Source organism: Sphingomonas sp. CCH9-E2, assembly GCF_001557215.1.
Classification (GTDB): domain Bacteria; phylum Pseudomonadota; class Alphaproteobacteria; order Sphingomonadales; family Sphingomonadaceae; genus Sphingomonas.
Genome location: NZ_LSJM01000434.1, coordinates 1 through 19,664, shown reverse-complemented (window position 1 = coordinate 19,664; position 19,664 = coordinate 1). Strand labels below are relative to the sequence as shown.

General features: G+C 67.7%; 23 protein-coding genes and 1 pseudogene. 13 read left to right on the top strand and 11 right to left on the bottom strand.

Going from position 1 to position 19,664, the window contains the following annotated elements; genetic code table 11:
• Positions 1–146: 146 nt before the first annotated feature.
• From AX681_RS19235 to AX681_RS19190, 10 genes are all read right to left on the bottom strand, one after another.
• Positions 147–1,532, bottom strand: a complete 1,386-nt coding sequence (locus tag AX681_RS19235) for a M28 family metallopeptidase (RefSeq protein WP_082738083.1) — start codon at positions 1,530–1,532, stop codon at positions 147–149.
• A 57-nt stretch (positions 1,533–1,589) separates the two neighbouring features.
• On the bottom strand, positions 1,590–1,943 hold the full coding sequence (locus AX681_RS19230; RefSeq protein ID WP_066663392.1) for a YbaN family protein: 354 nt from the start codon (positions 1,941–1,943) through the stop codon (positions 1,590–1,592).
• Positions 1,944–1,989: 46 nt separating this feature from the next.
• On the bottom strand, positions 1,990–2,730 hold the full coding sequence (locus tag AX681_RS19225) for a sigma-70 family RNA polymerase sigma factor (protein ID WP_066663389.1): 741 nt from the start codon (positions 2,728–2,730) through the stop codon (positions 1,990–1,992).
• A complete protein-coding gene (gene flhA, locus AX681_RS19220; RefSeq protein WP_066663386.1) occupies positions 2,727–4,817 on the bottom strand; it encodes a flagellar biosynthesis protein FlhA in 2,091 nt (696 codons plus the stop codon). The genes AX681_RS19225 and flhA overlap by 4 nt, the downstream gene beginning before the upstream one ends.
• A gap of 6 nt (positions 4,818–4,823) precedes the next feature.
• Positions 4,824–5,699 (bottom strand): flagellar biosynthesis protein FlgJ, encoded by an 876-nt coding sequence (locus tag AX681_RS19215; protein ID WP_066663383.1) that lies wholly within the window; start codon positions 5,697–5,699, stop codon positions 4,824–4,826.
• 92 nt (positions 5,700–5,791) lie between these two features.
• Positions 5,792–6,112 (bottom strand): hypothetical protein, encoded by a 321-nt coding sequence (locus AX681_RS19210; RefSeq protein WP_066663380.1) that lies wholly within the window; start codon positions 6,110–6,112, stop codon positions 5,792–5,794.
• Positions 6,099–6,383, bottom strand: a complete 285-nt coding sequence (flgM, locus tag AX681_RS19205) for a flagellar biosynthesis anti-sigma factor FlgM (RefSeq protein WP_066663372.1) — start codon at positions 6,381–6,383, stop codon at positions 6,099–6,101. Before flgM ends, AX681_RS19210 begins: the two co-directional genes overlap by 14 nt.
• Positions 6,384–6,483: 100 nt before the next feature.
• Positions 6,484–6,990, bottom strand: coding sequence for a flagella basal body P-ring formation protein FlgA (locus AX681_RS19200; RefSeq protein ID WP_066663369.1), 507 nt, complete (start codon positions 6,988–6,990; stop codon positions 6,484–6,486).
• On the bottom strand, positions 6,987–7,529 hold the full coding sequence (locus AX681_RS19195; RefSeq protein ID WP_231733818.1) for an OmpA family protein: 543 nt from the start codon (positions 7,527–7,529) through the stop codon (positions 6,987–6,989). Before AX681_RS19195 ends, AX681_RS19200 begins: the two co-directional genes overlap by 4 nt.
• Positions 7,526–8,212 (bottom strand): motility protein A, encoded by a 687-nt coding sequence (locus AX681_RS19190; protein ID WP_066663366.1) that lies wholly within the window; start codon positions 8,210–8,212, stop codon positions 7,526–7,528. The genes AX681_RS19195 and AX681_RS19190 overlap by 4 nt, the downstream gene beginning before the upstream one ends.
• A gap of 223 nt (positions 8,213–8,435) precedes the next feature.
• Here AX681_RS19190 and flgB point away from each other — a divergent pair, with 223 nt between their 5' ends.
• From flgB to AX681_RS19125, 13 genes are all read left to right on the top strand, one after another.
• Entirely contained in the window at positions 8,436–8,789 is a 354-nt protein-coding gene (gene flgB, locus AX681_RS19185) for a flagellar basal body rod protein FlgB (RefSeq protein WP_066663364.1), read from the top strand.
• Positions 8,790–8,792: 3 nt separating this feature from the next.
• Complete coding sequence (gene flgC, locus AX681_RS19180; RefSeq protein ID WP_066663360.1) at positions 8,793–9,206, top strand: flagellar basal body rod protein FlgC; 414 nt, start codon at positions 8,793–8,795, stop codon at positions 9,204–9,206.
• Positions 9,206–9,892 carry a flagellar hook assembly protein FlgD gene (locus AX681_RS19175; RefSeq protein ID WP_197422020.1) on the top strand — a complete coding sequence of 229 codons (687 nt, stop codon included), beginning with the start codon at positions 9,206–9,208 and terminating at the stop codon, positions 9,890–9,892. Before flgC ends, AX681_RS19175 begins: the two co-directional genes overlap by 1 nt.
• Positions 9,893–9,913: 21 nt before the next feature.
• The gene (locus AX681_RS19170; protein ID WP_066663354.1) at positions 9,914–11,203 is read left to right on the top strand and encodes a flagellar hook protein FlgE; all 1,290 of its coding nucleotides are present in this window, start codon (positions 9,914–9,916) and stop codon (positions 11,201–11,203) included.
• Positions 11,204–11,229: 26 nt separating this feature from the next.
• Positions 11,230–11,973 (top strand): flagellar basal-body rod protein FlgF, encoded by a 744-nt coding sequence (gene flgF / locus AX681_RS19165; RefSeq protein WP_066663351.1) that lies wholly within the window; start codon positions 11,230–11,232, stop codon positions 11,971–11,973.
• Between the two features lie 24 nt (positions 11,974–11,997).
• Positions 11,998–12,786 (top strand): flagellar basal-body rod protein FlgG, encoded by a 789-nt coding sequence (gene flgG / locus AX681_RS19160; RefSeq protein ID WP_066663348.1) that lies wholly within the window; start codon positions 11,998–12,000, stop codon positions 12,784–12,786.
• Positions 12,787–12,796: 10 nt separating this feature from the next.
• Entirely contained in the window at positions 12,797–13,474 is a 678-nt protein-coding gene (locus AX681_RS19155; RefSeq protein WP_066663345.1) for a flagellar basal body L-ring protein FlgH, read from the top strand.
• 11 nt (positions 13,475–13,485) lie between these two features.
• Entirely contained in the window at positions 13,486–14,580 is a 1,095-nt protein-coding gene (locus tag AX681_RS19150; protein WP_443026147.1) for a flagellar basal body P-ring protein FlgI, read from the top strand.
• On the top strand, positions 14,577–14,921 hold the full coding sequence (locus tag AX681_RS22965; protein ID WP_066663339.1) for a rod-binding protein: 345 nt from the start codon (positions 14,577–14,579) through the stop codon (positions 14,919–14,921). The genes AX681_RS19150 and AX681_RS22965 overlap by 4 nt, the downstream gene beginning before the upstream one ends.
• Entirely contained in the window at positions 14,918–16,249 is a 1,332-nt protein-coding gene (gene flgK / locus AX681_RS19140) for a flagellar hook-associated protein FlgK (protein ID WP_066682640.1), read from the top strand. The genes AX681_RS22965 and flgK overlap by 4 nt, the downstream gene beginning before the upstream one ends.
• A gap of 5 nt (positions 16,250–16,254) precedes the next feature.
• Positions 16,255–17,163 (top strand): flagellar hook-associated protein FlgL, encoded by a 909-nt coding sequence (gene flgL, locus AX681_RS19135; protein WP_066682638.1) that lies wholly within the window; start codon positions 16,255–16,257, stop codon positions 17,161–17,163.
• Positions 17,164–17,256: 93 nt separating this feature from the next.
• Positions 17,257–18,120, top strand: a complete 864-nt coding sequence (motA, locus tag AX681_RS19130; RefSeq protein ID WP_066656652.1) for a flagellar motor stator protein MotA — start codon at positions 17,257–17,259, stop codon at positions 18,118–18,120.
• Positions 18,121–18,123: 3 nt separating this feature from the next.
• Positions 18,124–19,026 (top strand): flagellar motor protein MotB, encoded by a 903-nt coding sequence (locus AX681_RS19125; protein WP_066656649.1) that lies wholly within the window; start codon positions 18,124–18,126, stop codon positions 19,024–19,026.
• Positions 19,027–19,158: 132 nt separating this feature from the next.
• On the opposite strand, the pseudogene AX681_RS19120 reads toward AX681_RS19125, so the two are convergent.
• Positions 19,159–19,664: pseudogene (locus tag AX681_RS19120) on the bottom strand (TonB-dependent receptor); the annotation flags it as partial.

Here is a 19,664-nt window from a genome sequence, read left to right as displayed (position 1 = left end):
TCCTCCCCCGCCAGGGGGAGGTGGCACGCGCAGCGTGACGGAGGGGGAGGAAGCACGACGGCAAGAGGCGACAGCGCACCGCCGTCCGCCCCCTCCGCCGCCTTCGGCGACACCTCCCTCTGGCGGGGGAGGATTATAGCGGCCTCCTACTCCCCCGGCTTGCCGCCCGGGGTCCAGTCGGGGCGGTAGTCGCCATCGGCGAGCCAGCGCACCGGGCCGATCAGCGACTGGACTGCGCGGGTCATGAACGGGACGTCGAGATTGGCGATGGTGTCCTGCGGCGAGTGATAGGTTGGCGTCACTGCCCAGCCGGAAATGGTGTGCGCGACCACCCCGCGCAGCGCGAGCTGGTAGTTGTCGGATCGCGCGAAGAAGTTCTGCTCGGGGTAGGGGTCCTTCGCCACCAGTGCGCCGCGCTTGACCAGCGCGGGGCCGAGCGTCGAGCGTTCGAACCCGGTCATCATCATCGTGCCCGCGGGCAGTTTGGGATCCTGCGCGCCGATCATCTCGAACGCGAGGTTGGCGACGATGTCGCCCAGCGGCACCGGCGGCGCAGCGGCGAAGGCGCGCGATCCGAAGCCGCCCATCTCCTCCGCCCCGAACGCCGCGAACAGGATGCCGCGCTTGTGCCGCTTGCCGCTGCTCAGTGCATGGGCGAGTTCGAGCACCGCGGCGACGCCCGAGGCATCGTCGTTCGCGCCATACATCACCGTCCCGTCGGGCTGGACGCCGAGATGGTCGACATGCGCCGCGAGCAGGATCACCCCCGCCTTGGGATCGGTGCCGGGCAAATAGCCGATGGCGTTGGTCGTCTCGACCGCGTCGCGGATCAGGTTGACCTGCATCGCGACCGGCTTGCCCGCCGCCTTCGCAGCCATGTCGAACGCCTTGGCGGGGAGGACGATCACCGACAGCCCGTCCTTTGGCGGCTGGCCGTGGAGGTAGGCGGTCAGGCGCGGCTGCTTGCCGATCTGTTCCCACAATTTCGCCGTCGCCTCGCTCGCGCGCAGGACGAGCAGTTTCGCGCCCTTGCTGCGCGCGGCCCGGATCGCTGCGGAAGGCGAGATTTTCGCGCTCGCCACGAACACGATCTCGCCCGCGGGTAGCGCGGCAGCGTCGTCTCCGGCATAGGGGGTCGCACTGCCCGTCACGCTGTCGGCACCGCCCAGGATCAGCGTCGCGCCCTTCACCGCTTTCCCAGCGACGGTCAGTGTCGGCGCGCCGTCCAGCCGGGGGCGGATCACCTTGATCTTCTGCACATAGGAATCACTGCCCGGCGCAGGCTGCAGCCCATAGCCCTGAAAGCGCGCCGCCACGTACGCCGCGGCAATCGCCTCGTCGCGCGTCGCGCTGCCGCGCCCCTGCAGCTCCGGTCCGGCGAGGAAGCGGAGATGCGCCGAAATCCATTCGGGCTTCACCGTCCAGTCGGTCGCCGGCGCGGCGCTGGTGACCGGCGCGGGCGCGGCGGTCTGGGCAAAGGCCGGCGCGGCGAGCGCGGTGCAAAGCAATGCGGCGGCGAAGATACGCTTCATGGAAACCCCTCTAGCTGATCGCGCGACCCTAACGACGGGGACGCCGAGGGCAAGGCGTCAGGCTTCGGGCCGAGTCCAGAGCCAACCGCCGATCACGACCGCCGCGCCGATCGGGATCAGCGGCCAGGGCATGGCGGTCAGCGCGAAGGTCAGCGCGATGCTGACCGCAAAGGCAATGCTCGCGGCAATCTTGCCGCTGCGGCTGACCGCGCCGTTTGCGCGCCACCGCGCGAGGTGCGGGCCGAAGCGCGGATGTTCGAGCAAGCGGCGTTCGAGCGCGGGCGAGCTGCGCGCAAAACAATAGGCGGCCATGATCACGAACACCGTCGTGGGCATCACCGGCAGCACCGCCCCGATCACCGCGAGGCCAAGGCACAGGAACCCGGCGATCAGATAGAGATGACGACGCACCCCGCTTGCGTAGCACGCCAGTCGCGACTGTCTCGCAAAAAGCGCATCACCCCAATCGCCGCATCAGCCCCTTTTTCAGCCGGTCGTGCGCGCTTTTCTTGATCTGGCAGACGCGGGCGGCGCCGACGCCGATCACCTGGCCGATTTCCTCGAGGTTGAGTTCCTCGACATAATAGAGCTGAATCACCAGCTGCTCCTTTTCGGGCAGCTCTGCGATCGCTTCGATCAGCGCCTCGCGCTGGTCGGCGTCGGCGACCTGATCGAAGGCGTCCGGCGCGTCGGACATGAACCACGGGCCTTCGTCCGAATAGACATCGTCGATCGAATCGAACCGCACCGCCTCCGCGCTGGCATAGTCGCTGCGCAGCTTCTCGACGGTCACGCCGAGCTTCGACGCGACCGCCGCCTCGTCGGGCCGCGCGCCATCGGCGGCGAGCGCGGTCACGGCATCCTGATAGGCACGCCGCCGCTTCATCGCGCCGCGCGTCAGCGTCGCCTGCCGCCGCAACTCGTCGATCATCGCGCCGCGCACGCGGGTGTGAAGATACTGGTCGAAGCTGACCAGCCCGCGATCCTCGAAACTCGCCGCCGCCTCGACCAGCGCGACCAGCCCGATCTGCACCAGATCCTCGACATCGATCAGCGTGCTCATCGACCCATGGACATGCCAAGCGAGCCGGCGGACCAGCGGCATATGCTTGCGCACCAGCGCGTCCATGTCGCGCCGCGTATCGCCACGGCGATCATAGGTGATGGCGAACTCATTGGGGCTTGGCTGATAAGTCATGCGGCAAGTGCCTCCGGTGCGCCGATCACGGCGACGACCTCGACCGACTTGTCCTCCGGCACTTCAAAGAAGCTCATCACCGGGGTGTCGGGCAGGACGGTGCGGACGAGTTTGCGGATTGCGATGCGGATCGTCGGCTGGACCACCAGCGCGAACGGCTTGGCCTCGGCGACGAGCGGCTGGGCGGCGCGCTGCAGCGCATCGACGATACGGCGGCCAAGGTCGGGTTCGATCGTGTGGCGCTTCGACGGGTCGGAGCGGATCGCCTGACCCAGCAGCGCCTCGAGCTGGCCCTCCAGCGTCATCACCCGCAGCGGTTCGCGCACGCCGCACAGCCGCTGGATGATCAGCGGGCCGAGCTCTGGGCGGATCAGCTCGATAATCTCGTCGGCGTCGGCGGTCTTTTGCGCGGCAAGCGCGATTGCGGCGGCGATGCGGCGGAATTCCTTGAGTGGGATGTTTTCCGCCAGCAGCCCGCGCAGCACCTGAGTCAGCGTCGTGATCGGCAGCGGGTTGGGCGAGAGCGAGGCGACCAGCTGCGCCGCGCGTTCGCGCAGGCCGTCGAGCAGCGCCTGCACCTCGTCCGGGCCGAGCAGATCGGAGGCATTCTGGATCAGCGCCTGGTTGAGATGCGTCGCCATCACCGTGCCCGGATCGACCACCAGCCAGCCTTGCCCGGTCGCGGCATCGGCGTCGGCCGGCGAGATCCAGATCGCGTCGAGCCCGAAGGTCGGGTCCTTGGCGGGCTTTCCCGGCAGCTTGCCGACCGCTTGCCCAGTGTCGAGCGCCAGCATCTCGTCGGGTGAGACGCTGTCCTCGCCGATCACCACGCCGCCAACGACGATGCGATAGGCATAGGGGGCCATGTTGATGTCGTCGCGCACGCGCACCTGCGGCACGACGAAGCCGAGCTCCTTCGACAGCTGACGCCGCACGCCGGTGATGCGGCCCATCAGCGCGCCGCCGCGGCGTTCGTCGACCAGCGGCACCAGGCCATAGCCGATGTCGATCATCACCTGCATATTGTCGGTGACCTCGTCCCAGCCGATGCGCGCGGGATCGACCGGCTCGGCCGCCTCGACCGCAGCGGGGGGCGGCGGCAGCTTGCTCGCCTGCCACATTTTCCACGCCATGAAGCCCGATCCGGCGGCGGCGGGCAGGATGATGAAGGCGGGCATGCCGGGCAGCAGGCCGAGCAGCGCGGTGATGACCGCGACCGGGGTCCAGGTCCGATGGCTGCCGAACTGGCTGCTGATCTGGCCGGTCAGGTCCTGGTCCTTGTCCGCGCTGACCCGGGTGACGATCGCGGCTGCGGCGATCGACAGGAGCAGCGCCGGGATCTGCGCGACCAGCGCATCGCCGATGGCGAGCAGGACATAGGTCTGCGCCGCCTCGCCGAGCGTCAGGCCATGGCTGATCGGGCCGAGGATCATGCCGCCGATGATGTTGATGAACAGGATCAGCAGGCCGGCGACCGCGTCGCCCTTCACGAACTTGGACGAACCGTCCATTGCGCCGTAGAAATCGGCCTCGGTCGACACCTCGATCCGGCGCGCCTTGGCTTCGTCCGGCGTGATCAGGCCGGCGTTGAGATCGGCGTCGATCGCCATCTGCTTGCCCGGCAAGGCATCGAGGGTGAAGCGCGCCGACACTTCGGACACGCGCCCTGCACCCTTGGTCACCACGATCATGTTGATGATGATCAGGATCGCGAACACGAACAGGCCGACGATGTAATCGCCGCCGATCATGAACGTCCCGAACGCCTCGATCACGTGGCCGGCCGCCGCCTCGCCCTCATGGCCGTGACCCAGCACGACGCGGGTCGAGGCGACGTTGAGACCGAGGCGGAACAGCGTCGCGAACAGCAGCACGGTCGGGAAGGCGGAGAAATCGAGCGGCTTTTGCGCATTGAGCGCCACCATCAGCACGGCAAGGCTGATGATGATGTTCATGATGAAGAAGGCGTCGAGCAGGAAGGTCGGCACCGGCACGACCATCATCGCGACGAGCACGAGGATCGCGATCGGCAGCGCGAAGCTGCGCAAGCCCGGAAGGATGCCGCCCTTGAGCGAAGCTGCGTTCATTGCGGGTCAGGCCCCCATCTGCGCGAGCATGAGATAGGCAAGCCGCGCCGTTTCCGGCGTCGGGCGCAGCGGATTGACGGTCGGCAGCGCCGATGCCTTGAGGCGCCCGGCGCTTTCGAGCCGGTCGAGCGTGGTCAGCCAGCCGCGATCCTGCCCGACCGCTTCGTTGCCCAGCACCACCTCGACGTCCTCGCCGAGCGACGCGACGAGCGTCTGGAAGCGGGCGTCGAGGCTGCCCGATGCGGCACCGGTCGCGCCGACTGCAGCAGCCCCGCGATCGAGCTTTCCGGCAAAGCGCTCATAAATCTGCCCCAGCGAACGCTGCGATCCGTCGGCGGCATAGAAGATGTTGCGGTTGGCGCGCGCGGCGGCGGGAAACAGGCTCGCCGCGCCGCGCGTCGGATCGGCATCCATCGCGCGCAGGAATTTGCGCGCGCCGCCAAGCCCCAGGAAATGCGCCATGTAGAGGTCGGTGCCGGTCGCCTCGCGCCCCAAAGATGCTTCCAGCGCGTCCTTGTTGTCGCTGGCATGTTCGGCCGCCATCAGCGACGCGGCCTGCGGATCGTTGCGCAGCGACAGGATCGCCTGGCGCGTCGCCGGATCGGATACGGTGTAGCGGCCAGTGGCGGTCTGGCGGATGCTGTCCGCCGCCCAGCCCAGACCGTGCTTCTCGCCATGATCCTTGATCACGCCGAGCCAGCTTTGTTCGATGAACTGATAGAGGCCCGTCGCGCTGGACGTCCGTGCACGCGCATCGGCGCGCATGCCGCTTTCGACCTGTGCCTGGCCGAGCAGATAGTTGAAGTCGATGCCGGTCTTCTGGCTCGCCGTCGCGATCGCCGTGGTGACGTGCGTCCTGGCTCCGATCGAAGGTACGGTCATAGGCCTTGCTTCTCATCCCCTTGGGTTCGGGGAGATCAGCAAAAGGCATGCCAGTTCCTGCGAGAAAGCGATTTAGGCGCTAAGATGCGTGCTCAGCCGTAACCACCGGCAATTGCCGACCGGTAGGACGGCAAATCATTGCCGGTCAGTGCCGTCAGCCGCCGCCGCACATTGGCAGCCATCAGGTTGACATAGATGCGGCAGCTTTCGTTCAGCCGGTGCGCTTCCTCGGCCAGCGCCTTGAGCTCGCCCGACAGCGCGGGATCGTCGTCATTGGCGGCCCCCACCGCCTCGATCCCGATCAGCTTGTCGCGCGTCGCGCGTTCAAGTGCGGCGACATCGTTTGCCTTCAGCGCGGCGATTTCGGCGTGCAGCGCCTCGATCACGCGGATCAGGGCGTCATGCCTGGTCATTCGGATTCCATTGCAGCTTGAGCGCGAGCAGCCGGTCGGCGATGGTCGAAGGGACCAGCGGGAAATTGCCGTCGGCAATCGCCTTCTTGATCCGCGCGACCCGCTCGGCATCGACCGGCGCGCTGGCAGCGGCAGTCTTGGTCAGCGACGCAGCAGCGCTGGTCGTCGCCATTTCGGTCGCATCCTCCACGCGCGCTACGGGCGCGGCGGCGGCCACCGGCGTGAGCCGGGGGGCAAAAGATGCAGGCTTGAAGCCGACTGGATCCACCATGTCTGCGACCCTTTTTCTGCGGACAACCGCAAAAACGACGCTTTGACGGGGAGCTTTAGGAAAAAATGCAGCGGCGGCGAATTTTTCTGCCGCCGCGCGATCAATCCCCGAAACCGGGCAACTTGGCGCGACCGGGGGCGAGCGCGATGGCCGCAACCGGCGGGCGCTTGTCGTCGGTCTTGACCAGCACGCGGCCACCGACCGCCGCATCGCCCATCGCCAGCCCCTCGCGCGTGATCGAGAAACCGGCGGCACCGGCCTCCAGCATCACCGGATCGCCGCGGCGAATCGCGAATTCGACCTTGGCCGCGACCGGAGCGGGCGTGGCGGCGGTGGGCGCAGCCTTGGGCAGGGCGTTGATCGGCACGAACACGCGCCATTGCTGCGGCCCCTGGCACCGGATCACCACCGCATCCTCGGCCGGCGAGCGCCAGCTGAGCTGCGGCGCGTCGCACGCGGCGAGCTTGAGCCGTTTGTCGACAGCCGCGCGCGCGCCGCCCTCGGCCCCGATCGGGGCACCGGCGAAGCGTTCGACCAGTTGGTCAAGCGTCTCGGTCGACTGGAATGTCGCGGTCGGACCGGACAGGGCGATCAGGAGTGCGATCATTGCGGATCTCCAGCTTGAAATGCAGGATCGCCGGCAAAGCCGACGGAGAGGGTCACGGCCCGGCGCTGGCCGGGCGCGACGCGGAGGATCAGGCGGTCGGGAGACACGGCGCCCCGTGAGACCAAAGCCGCTGCGACGGCGCGCGCGCGATCGGCGGCGAGGATGGCGGCGCTGCCGCTGGCGGAATCGACATCGCCGGTCGGCGCGGTCGATCCGGTGATGGTGATGACCGTACGTTTGTCGCGTGCGGCATCGCGGGCCCAGGCAATCGTGGCGGCGAGGTCAGCATCGGCACTGCCCGGGGCATAGCCGTCGACCCGCGCGCGGGCGACCGCCATTGGGTCGATCGGCGCCGGTGCTTCGACCCCGAAGCCGCTGCGCAGCCCGGCGAGCAAGCGCGCGCGATCTGCCTCGCGATGCGCCTGCAGCAGGACGAAGAAGCCGATCAGCAGCAGCGCGAGATCGGCGAGGGTGATGAGCCACACCGACCGCGCGGGGGAAATCTCGTCCCAGCCGTCCGGAGTGAGCACGGCGCTCATGCGGCGATATCCCGCTTGCGCGCGCGCTCCAGCGTGGCGAGGCGCGCCAGCGGTGCCGCCAGCCGCAGCCGTTCGGTCGCTTCGACGCGCGCGAGGCGCTTGAGCCGCGCAACGATCGGCATGGCGACGAGGTTGGCGAGCAGCGCGCCATAAAGCGTGGCAAGCAACGCCACCGCCATCGCCGCGCCGATCCGGTCGGGATTATCCATCGCCGCGAACATGCGGACCAGGCCGAGGATCGTGCCGATGAGCCCCATGGCGGGCGCAGCCTCGGCCACCCCGCTCCACAGTTCGATTACAGCGCGGTGGCGTTCGGCGCGCGATGCGGCGCGGTCGCGGACGATCGCCTCGATCTCCGACGGGGTCGCGCCATCGACTGCGGCGGCGACGGCTGCGGCCATGTCGGGATCATCGATCACCGACCGGTCGAGTGCGATCAGCCCGTGGCGCTTGGCAATGCGTTCGAGTGCCTCGGCCTGCGCGATCAGCGGCGCTGGGTCGAATGGGCGGCGCAGCAGCGTTTTGAGCGCAACCAGCCCGCGCCCGACATCGGCCAGCCGATGGCGCAGCACGACGCTGGCCGCCGTTCCGCCGAGCACGATGGCGAGCGCCAGCGGGTCGAGCAGCACGGAGGCGTCGAGCGGGGCCAGCGCGGCAAGGTCGGCGGGTGCGGCACTATTCATGCGCGACCTCTTTGCAAACGCCGGGCCAATTCGCCTGCTGGGAGGGAAACCCCGCCAAGGGCACGCGCGCCCGGCAAAAGCGGCAAATCCGCTGCCGCCGCCCGGCAAATCCTTGCCGCCCGCACCGTCAGAACCGGCAATTGCGGCGATTCCGGCCCGCTCCCCGCAAACTGGCACGCCCATTGCTAGGAAGTGTCCGAACATTGGCATGAGGACCGTTCATATGGGCAGCAACAGTCTCTTCGGGGTGCACGGCGCGGCGCTTCAGGTGCGGTCGCAGCGCATGGGCGTGCTCGCGTCGAACATCGCGAACGCATCGACCCCGGGCTTCAAGGCGAAGGACATCGACTTTCGCGAGGCACTGAATGCGATCGAAACCCCCGGCATGGCGGGTACCGATCCGATCGGCAGCGCGACCAAGTATCGCGTTCCGCTGCAGCCCAGCCTCGACGGCAATACCGTCGAGCTCGCCACCGAACAGACTGCGTTTGCCGAGAATGCCGTCGCCTATCAGACGACGCTCGCATTCCTCAACGGCCGCATCGACACGCTCAAGCGCGCGCTGAAGGGAGAATAAGCCATGTCCGACCAGCCGCTTTCCATCTTCCAGGTCGCGGGTCGCGCCATGTCGGCGCAGCTCGTGCGGATGAACACCACCGCCTCCAACCTCGCCAATGTCGGGCAGGTCGCGTCCAATCCGGGCGAAGCCTATCGCACGATGAAGCCCGTCTTCCGCACCCATTTCGATGCGGCGAGCGGCATGGCGACGGTCGACGTCGAAAGCGTCGTCGCGGCGGGCGAGGCACCGACCAAGCGCTACGACCCGGGCAACCCGATGGCCGACAAGGACGGCAATGTCTGGGAAAGCGCGGTCGATGAAACGCGCGAGCTGGTCGACATGATGGAGACCGCCCGCACCTATCAGAACAATGTCGAAGTGATGCAGACGGCCAAGACGCTGATCACCCAGACGCTCAACCTGGGACGCAGCTGATGACCGCTTTCGATACGACGCTGAGCAATCTCGGCATCGGCCGCACCGGCACGACCAATCAGACGAACACCAGCGGGCTGGGGTCGTCGGCGATGGATCAGGCCGACTTCCTGACGCTGATGACCGCGCAGATGAAGAACCAGGACCCGTTCGATCCGGTCGACAATACCCAGATGGTTGCGCAGATGGCGCAATTCTCGTCGCTGGCCGGGATCAGCGAGATGAACACGACGCTGCAGGCGATCGCCGCCAAGCTCGGCGCGACCAGCACCACCGACATGGTGAGCTGGGTCGGCCGCACCGTGCTGACCGAGGGCAATGTCGCCTATCCCCGCACCGACGGCTCGCTCGCCGGGATGATCGAACTGGGTGCCGACGCCGCCGAGGTCAATGTCGTGATCGAGGGGCCGAACGGCGAGATCCTCAAGAGCGTGTCGCTGGGCGCCGCGCCGGCGGGTCGCACCGAATTCGAATGGGACGGCACCACCGACACCGGCGAACCGGTCGGCGATGGCCCCTTCACCATCCGCGTCGCCGCGCGCGATGCCGATGGAGCCGCCGTCACCGCCAAGCCGCTCGTCTGGGCCCCCGTGACCTCGGTCGCGATGGGCCGCGACGGCAATCCCGTCCTTACCCTGCCTGGCATCGGCCAGGTGTCCACCACCGCGATCCGCCAGATCGGCTGAGTCCAAACAGGAGCCTAATCGATGTCCTTCTACACCTCGCTCTCGGGTCTTCAGGCGGCGCAGACCGACATGTCGACCATCAGCCATAATCTGGCAAACGTTTCGACCAACGGGTTCAAGAAGAGCCGCACCGAATTTGCCGACGTGATCGCGTCGAGCGTGTCGCTCAACCCGAACCAGATGATCGGGTCGGGCACCGTGGTGAAGGCGATCCGCCAGCAATTCGGGCAGGGCGGCATGCAGCAATCGGCCTCGAGCCTGGACATCGCGGTGGCCGGCGACGGCTTCTTCGCGGTCAAGCCGAGCCTCGATGCGGCGGGCGTCAACTTCACCCGCAACGGCAGCTTTCTGGTCGACAGCAACCGCTACGTCACCGACTCGCAGGGCGGCTATCTTCAGGTCTATCCCGTCGACGGATCGGGCGCGGTGGTCGCGACCGGCCTCGGCTCGACCGTGAACCTGCGCCTGCCGCAGACCAGTGGCGTGCCGGAGGCGACCGAGAATGTCGCGCTGTCGCTCAACCTCTCGGCCTATTCGTCGGTCCCGTCGCAGGCATCGCGCTTCGGCCCGGAAACGCCCTATGCGTTCGATCGCTTCGATCCGGGCACCTACAACAATTCGACCCAGACCACGATCTATGACGCCAGCGGCAACCCGCTGACCATGACCAGCTATTTCGTGCGCGAGACGACCGACGCGCCGTCGACCTGGTCGGTCTATACCTTTGTCGGCGACAAGCAGCTCGGCACCGATGCGGCCAACCCGCAGCCGGTGACGCTGACCTTCGACGCCAGCGGCGCACTGACCAATCCAACCGCGCCGACCCAGTTCGCCCCGTTCACCGTGGGGTCGAGCACGACCGAACAGACGATCGCGCTCGATTTCGGCACTGCGACCACGCAGCTCGGCGCACCGTTCAGCGTCAATGGCCGCAGCCAGGACGGCAAGGCGGTGGGCCAGCTCGACGGCGTGACGGTGGGCGAGGACGGCATCGTCCGCGCCAGCTTCTCCAATGGCGACAGCCTGGCACTGGGCAAGGTGGCGCTCGCCAACTTCTCCAACCCCTCGGGCCTGCGCCAGCTCGGCAACTCGACGTGGGCCGCCACCGGCCTGTCGGGCGAGCCGCGCCTCGGCGAGCCGGGCGTCAACGGCTTTGGCGGCCTGATGGCGGGCGCGATCGAGCGCTCGAACGTCGACATCACCGAGGAACTGGTCGGCCTGATCGCGGCACAGCGCAACTTCCAGGCGAATGCCAAGGCGCTCGATACCGCGAGCCAAATCTCCCAGACCATCTTCAACATCCGCAGCTGATTTCAGTAGGTTAGGAGGCATTCGCGATGGATAGACTCGTCTACACCGCCCTGTCCGGCCTGAAAGGTCAGATGCAGGCACAGGCGACGATCGCGAACAACATCGCGAATGCCTCGACCATCGGCTACCGCGCCGATCGCATCAATTTCGAACGCCTGATGGTGCAGGGCGACGGCCATGACAGCCGCCAGCCCAGCGCCGAAACGGTCGTCGACATGGACCGGCGCGCGGGTGCGATCACGCAGACCGGCCGCGGGCTGGACATCGCGATCACCGGCGAAGGCTGGCTCGCGGTGCAGGCGACCGATGGCAGCGAAGCATACACACGGCGCGGCGACCTGCGCGTCGCGCCGAGTGGCGTCTTGGAAACCGGCGACGGTTTCCCGGTGATGGGGTCGGGGGGCCCCATCACCGTGCCGCCGCACGACAAGATCATGATCGCGAGCGACGGCACGCTGTCGATCGTCCCGCCCGGCGCCGATCCGACGCAGCCGCCGCAGATCATCGATCAGATCAAGCTGGTCAGCGATGCGGGCAGCACCACCGTCAAGGGACTGGACAATCTGCTCCACGTCCGCGGCGGCGGGGCGCTGCCGCAGGATCTGGACGCGACCGTGATGTCCGGCGCGCTCGAAGGATCGAACGTCAACCTGACGCAAGCGCTGGTCGACATGATCGAGAATCAGCGCAGCTACGAGGTGCAGGCGAACCTGCTCCGCGACGCCAAGGCGATGGACGAGAGCTCCGCCTCGCTCATGCGCGTCAGCTAAGAATTTCAGAGAAGGACTAGACCCATGGGTTCAGCAGCAATGCACATCGCGCGCACCGGGCTTGACGCTCAGGACATGCGCATGCGGGTGATCTCGAACAACCTCGCGAACGTGAACACCACCGGCTACAAGCGCGACCGGGCGAGCTTCGAGGCTTTGGCCTATCAGGTCGTCACCGCCCCGGGCGCCGCGAGCACGGCAGAGACCAAATACGCCACCGGCACCAATCTCGGCACCGGTGTGCGCATTCAGGGCACCGCGCGGATCGACACCCAGGGTGCGATGCAAACCACCGGCAATGCGCTCGACATGGCGCTCGACGGCAATGGCTATTTCCAGGTGCAGATGCCCGGCGGCCAGCTCGGCTATACCCGCGCCGGCAATTTCGCGCGCTCGCCCGAAGGCATGCTGGTGACGAGCGAGGGCTATCAGGTGATGCCCGGCATCACGATTCCCGAGGGCGCGACCTCGATCACCGTCGGCAGCGACGGCACGGTCAGCGCGACCGTCTCGGGCCAGACCGAGGCGAGCCAGGTCGGCCAGATCCAGATCGCGGCCTTTCCCAATAGCGCGGGGCTGCAGGCGATCGGCGACAATTACCTGGTCGAAACGGCAGCGAGCGGCGCGGTCAATCTAGGGATCGCCGGGCAGGACGGGCGCGGCAACATCCGTCAGGGCATGCTCGAAGGATCGAACGTCAATGTTGTCGAGGAACTGGTCGACATGATCGAGACCCAGCGCGCGTACGAGGTCAATTCCAAGATGATCTCGGCGAGCGACGAGATGCTCCAGTACATCAACCAGAATGTCTGAGGCCCGCCCGATGCGCTCGCTCTCCCTCATCGCCGCCACCGCCGCCTGCGCCTTCGCCGCGCAGCCGGTCGATGCGAAGCTGTTCGGGAAGAAGCAGCCGGCGGAGGACTTCACCGTCACCCTCCCCGCGCCGGTCGCGCCGCCGCCCGCCGCCAACGGATCGATCTTTCAGGTGAGCGAAGGCTATGCCGCGCTGCACGAAGGGACGCGCGCGCGCCGCGTCGGCGATCCGGTGACGATCGTGCTGGTCGAGCGGACCAGCGCGTCCAAGTCGGCAAGCACCGATCTCGACAGCGGCGGCGGCTTTTCGTTGACCCCGCCGACCACCGGCGCGCTCAGCCTGTTCAGCCAGAGCGACGCGAGCATCAGCGGCAAGCGCGGGTTCAAGGGCACCGGCGCCGCCGACCAGTCCAACGCGCTGTCGGGTGAGATCAGCGTGACCGTCGCCGCGGTCCTGCCCAACGGGACGATGCTGGTGCAGGGTCAGAAGCGCGTGACGCTCAACCGCGGCGACGAGTTCGTGCAGATCAAGGGGATCATCCGCCCCACCGATATCGACGCGAACAACCGCATCGCATCGACGCGCGTCGCCGATGCCCGCATCGCCTATACTGGCAAGGGCGATGTCGCCCGCGCCGCGCGCCAGGGGTGGCTCAGCCGCTTCTTCCAGTCGATCAGCCCGTTCTGAGGATGCGTCCCATGATCCGCTTTCTCCTCGCCCTGCTCGCCACCCTGATCCTCGCCCAGCCCGTCGCGGCCGAGCGGATCAAGGATCTCGGCAATTTCCAGGGCATCCGCACCAACCAGCTGACCGGATACGGCATCGTCGTCGGCCTGCCGGGCACGGGCGACGACAATCTGGAATATACCGTCCAGTCGATGAAGGGCGTCACCGCGCGCTTCGGCCTGGCGCTCCCGCCCGGGGTCAATCCGGCGCTCAAGAACGCCGCCGTGGTGCTCGTCACCGCCGAGCTGCCCGCCTTTGCCAAGCCGGGGCAGAAGCTCGACATCACCGTATCGTCGATGGGCAAGGCCAAATCCTTGCGCGGCGGGACGCTGGTGCTGACCCCGATGCTGGGTGCCGATGGCCAGATCTACGCGATGGCGCAGGGCAACCTCGCCGTCGGCGGACTGGGCGCAGAGGGTGCAGACGGGTCGAAGATCGTCGTGAACATCCCCTCGTCCGGCCGCATTCCCGAGGGTGCGACGGTCGAGCGTGCCGTCGAAACCGGCTTCGCCACCGCGCCGACGCTGACCTATAATCTCGCCCGCGCCGATTTCACCACGGCGCAGCGCGTCGCCGATGCGATCAACGGTCGTTTCGGCTTCGGCACGGCGCGCGCGATCGACGCCGTGTCGGTCGCGGTCACCGCGCCGCAGGGCGCCGATGTCCGCGCCCAGATCATGAGCGAGATCGAGAATCTCAACGTCGACGCGGCCGAGGCTGCGGCCAAGGTAATCGTTAACGCGCGCACCGGCACAGTGGTGATCAACTCGGCCGTGCGGGTCAGCCCCGCCGCGGTAACCCATGGTAAACTTACCGTTCGTATTGATGAATCCCAGCGGGTCGTGCAGCCGCTGCCGTTCAGCCAGGGCGAGACCCGGGTCGAACAGCAGAGCGGCGTCGGCGTCGAAGAGGAGAAGCGACCGATGTTCCTGATGGATCCGGGTCCCAAGCTGGCCGATGTGGTCAAGGCAGTGAACGCGATCGGCGCGTCGCCCGCCGACCTGGTCGCGATCCTCGAAGCGCTGAAGCAGGCGGGCGCGCTCAAGGCGGAGCTGATCGTCCTGTGACCCAGCTCCCCGCCCCCGTATCGCTCAAGCTGACCGGCAGCGTATCCACGGATACCGCGCGCCTTGGCACGCGCGACAATCTGGACGCGGCGGGCGAGAAGTTCGAGGCGATCTTCACCAAGATGATGCTGTCGTCGATGCGCAAGGCGAAGCTGGCCGACAGCCTGTTCGAAAGCCAGGCGCTCGACCAGTTCCGCGACATGCAGGACCAGAAGCTCGCAGAGAATATGGCCGCGCACACGCCGATGGGGATCGGCAAGGCGATGACCGAATTTCTCGCGAAAGCGGGCAGCGTCGAGGGGACCCCGGTCGCCGACGTCGACAAGGGTAATACGCCATGACCGACATGCTCTCGATCGGCGCCAGCGGGGTTCGCGCCTACCAGACCGCGCTGACCACGACGTCGGAGAATATCGCGAATGCCGGGACCGCCGGCTATTCGCGCCGCGTCGCATCGACGCGTGAGGTCGCGGCGCCGGGCGATGCCTCGGGCCGCACGCTCAACGGCCTCGGCGTCACCGTCAGTGGCGTGACCCGCACCGGCAGCGACCTGCGCAACGCCGAAGTGCGCGCCGCCGGGTCCGACCTGGCGCGCAGCGAGGCGGGGATCGTCTGGCTCGACCGGATCGAAAGCGCGCTCACCGGCAACAAGCTCGACGAGCGGATGACCGCCTTCTTCAACGCCGCGACCGCGCTCGCCGCCGATCCGTCGGCCAGTGCACCGCGCGCGACCTTCCTGCAGGCGGCAGCCACGCTCGCCCACAGCTTTACCGCGACCGCCAGCGCGATCGACGGCGCGACCGCCGATCTCGACGGCACCGCCGAGGCGGCGGTCGCCGATCTCAACACGCTCAGCGCGAGCCTCGCCAAGGTCAACGCCTCGCTCGGCCGCACCGCACAGGGCGGCAGCGCGCAGGCCGCGTTGCTCGACGAGCGCGACCGGCTGCTCGATTCGATGGCGGCGCTGACCGATGTCTCGGCCAGCTTCGATACCGCTGGCCGCGCCACGGTGCGCGCAGGCGGCGGCGGTCCGTTGCTGGTGCAGGCCGACCAGGCGGCCACCGCCACCTACGCCCGCAGCGAGGGTGCGGTGTCGTTCGCCGTCTATGGCATCGAGGGCTCGCAGGCGCTGACGCCCGGCGGCGGCGCGCTGGCGGGAGTCGCCGAGGGTGCGGCCCGCCTCGCCGATGCCAAGGCTGCGCTCGACACGCTCGCCACCGATTTCGCCGACGGCGTCAACGCGGTGCAGGCGGGCGGCGAGGATCTCAATGGAGCCCCCGGCGGCGCGATGTTCGCGGCAACCGGCGCGCGTGATTTCCAGCTCGTCCTGACCGACCCGCGCGGAATCGCTGCGGCGGCACCGGGCGGCGGCGCGCGCGACAACGGCAACCTGACCGCGCTTGCTACGCTGCGCCGCGACGAAGGCTTCGAAAGCCAGGTGACGACGCTGACCACCGGCAATGCCAGCGCGCTCGCCGGCCGCCGCGCCATTGCCGAAGTCCAGTCGACGATCCGCGGCAACGCGGTCGCCGCGCGCGACTCCGTGACCGGCGTCAACGTGGACGAGGAAGCGGTCGACCTGATCCGGTTCCAGCAGGCCTATCAGGCGTCGAGCCGGGTGATCCAGGTCGCCCGCGAAACGCTCCAGACCCTCTTCGACATCCGGTGATCCCCATGCGCGTGACGACCAGCCAGAGCTTCGATCGCCCCTCGCTGCTGATGACGAACCTGACCAGCCAGGCCGACCGGCTGCAGGCTCAGGTCGCGACCGGCAAGAAGATCCTCGCCCCGTCGGACAGCGCGTCGGGGTGGCAGCAGCTGTCGGGGCTCAAGCGTGCCGGGGCGGACGATTCCGCTTATGGTGCCAATATCAGGACGGCGCAGGCACTGCTCGCCGCGACCGATACCGCGCTCGATCAGGTCGAAACCCAGCTCCAGCGTGCCCGCTCGCTCGCCGTGCAAGCGAACAGCGACACGGTGAATGCCGAGGGTCGCGCGGCGATCAAGGTCGAGATCGAGGCGATCCTCACCGACCTGATCGGCGTCGCCAACAGCACCGACACGCGCGGCCAGCCCCTGTTCGGGGGCACGTCGGGCACTGCGGCCTTCACGGTACAAGGCGACGGCAGCGTCATGTGGACCGGCGGTGGCGAACCGGCGGCGATCCCGATCGGCGACGGTGAGTCGATCGCTGCGACGACCAGCGGTGCCCGCGCGTTCGGTGGCATCGCCGCGTCGGGCGGCACCACCGACATGTTCCAGATCCTCTCCGCCTTCGCCGCGGCGCTCGAGCCGGACGGAACGGCGGGCGGCGTCGGGACCGCGATGGGCGACCTCGACGCCGCCCTCGACCAGCTCGGCGCAACCCGCGCCTCGGTCGGCGCGCGCGCCTTCCGCCTCGACCTGGAGGCCGAACGGCTGGACGAAGCGGAGATCACGCGCGAAGCGGCACGCACCGGCATCGAGGATGCCGACACAGCCGAGTCGATCGCGCAGCTGCAGAAGACGCTGACCATTCTTCAGGCAACGCAGGCGAGCTTCACCAAGCTCACCAGCCTGTCCCTGTTCGATTATCTGCGCTGAACGCCTCAAGTTCACGGTGAATCGGTCGTTAGACAGTTTTGAATAGGCCGCCCGTTCGGGTGGCTCCGGTGACTTCGGGGGAAGATCGCACTCATGTTTCCAGCAATCGGCTTCGTCGTCCTGATCGCGATGGTGTTCGGCGGTTTCGCCCTGACCGGCGGCGCGCTCGAGCCCGTGCTCCACGCCCTCCCGCATGAAATGCTGATCATCGGCGGTGCCGCAGTCGGCGCGCTGATCATCGGCAATTCGGGGCGCGAGCTGAAGGCACTGGGCGGCGGCTTCGTGAAGGTGCTCAAGGGCCCGAAGTACAAGAAGCAGGATTATCTCGACGCGATCTTCCTGGTCAGCAAGCTGATGAAGCTGCTGCGCATCGACGGCCCGATCGCGCTCGAGCCGCATGTCGAGGACCCGAAATCCTCCGCGATCTTCGCCGAATATCCCCGGCTGCTCGCCGATCCCGCGCTGACCAGCCTGATCGCCGACACGCTGCGGCTGGTCGTGGTCTCGTCGGGCACGCTCGACGTGCATGCGGTCGAGGAGGTGATGGATAATGCGATCAAGACCCATCACCACGAAGTCGCCGAACCGCAACACGCGCTCCAGAATCTCGCCGACGCGCTGCCCGCTTTGGGCATCGTCGCGGCGGTGCTGGGCGTGGTCAAGACGATGGGGTCGATCGACAAGCCGCCGAACATCCTGGGCGGGATGATCGGATCGGCGCTGGTCGGCACCTTCCTCGGCGTGTTGCTCGCCTATGGCCTGGTCGGCCCGCTCGCCGGGCGGCTGAAGCAGATCATCGATGCGGATGCCGCGATCTATCACACGGTGAAGCAGATCATCATTGCCTCGCTCCACGGGCACCCGCAGCCGCTGGTGATCGAAGCCGCGCGCTCAGGGATCGCACACCATAACCAGCCCGGCTTCGCCGAAGTGTTCGACGGTCTGCGCGGCAGGTAATCCGTGACGGCCAGGGCTCCTCACGCGGCCAAGCAGCCGCCCAAGATCATCGTCAAGAAGATCATCGTCGAGGGCGGCGGGGGTCATCATGGCGGTGCGTGGAAGGTCGCCTATGCCGATTTCGTGACGGCGATGATGGCGTTCTTCCTGCTGATGTGGCTGCTCGGTGCGACCAATGAGAAGCAGCGCAAGGCGCTGGCCGACTATTTCGCGCCGACGCTGATCGAGTTCAAGCAGAACAGCGCCGGTTCCAACGGTATGTTCGGCGGCGACGCGATCCAGGGCAAGGACAATTATCCGACCAACGCCAAGCAGACGGGCACCCGGTCGATGACCATCCCCGCCGGTGCGACCGGTGGCGACCGGGTCGGCACGGGCGAAAAGGGCAGCCTCAAGAACAAGGAGGCGATGGACGCCGCCGACCGCAAGGCCTTTGCCAGGATGAAGACCGAGATCGAGCGCAAGATGAAGGCCAACGGCCTGACGCGGCTCGGCAAGCAGGTGCGGTTCGTGCCGACGCGCGAGGGGATGCGCATCGACCTGATGGACGATGCCGATTATTCGATGTTCGCGCTCGGCACGACCAGCTTCGTCCCCGACGCGGCAGCGCTGGTGAAGCTGGTCGCCCAGTCGATCGCGGATTCGGACAATCCGCTGATGATCCGCGGCCATACCGACAGCCTGCGCTATGGCGACCCGACCAACATGAACAACTGGATGCTGTCGAGCGCCCGGTCGGAGGAGACGCGCCGCCGCCTCGTCGCCGCCGGCGTGCCCGAGGCACGGTTCGAGCGGATCGAAGGCGTAGCCGACCGCGAGCCGCTGATCGCCGCCAACCCCGCCGACCCGCGCAACCGGCGCGTCGCGATCACCCTGCTCTACCGCAAGAGCAAGCTGGATAAGTGACCCGGTCAGCTGCGCTGAAGTGCCGCACCGGCCTACTCCCACACCCGGCCACCCAACGTCAGTGTATTCTATGGGTGGCCGGGTGGGGGAGTGGGCCGGTGCCGCACGCGTCGCGTGAGCGACGCTCAAGGCTCAGAAAAACAGTTTCCGCACGCTGATCCGTACCGTCCGCCCGACCGGATCGAGCAAGGTCGGCTGATAGCTGTACGGCGTTCCGCCATTCGCGTCGGTCACCTTGAGGCGGCTGTCGAGCAGATTGTCGACCGACAGCACCACGCGGGTGCCGATCAGCCAGCGATTGTCGCGCACGAATTTGAACTGCGGGCCGAGATTGGCGAACAGGCGCAGATTGACCGAGGTGAAATCGTCGAAGCGCAGCTGGCCCGACCCGGTCGCGCCGCCATCGACCCGCGTCGCGCTTTGCCAGTCGGCATTGAGGCGCAGACCGATCCCGTCGCGCACCACGCCGGCACGCAGCTCGACCTGATGGCGCGGCGATCCGCCGCGGCTGCCGGTGGCCGAACCATCGAGCAGGTCGAGCGCGGGCACGCCGTCGCGAATTTCGATGCGGTCGGTCAGCGCGACGGTGTGGAACACGCCGAGCTGGAGTCGGCCACCACCACCCGGCCCGCCGCCCC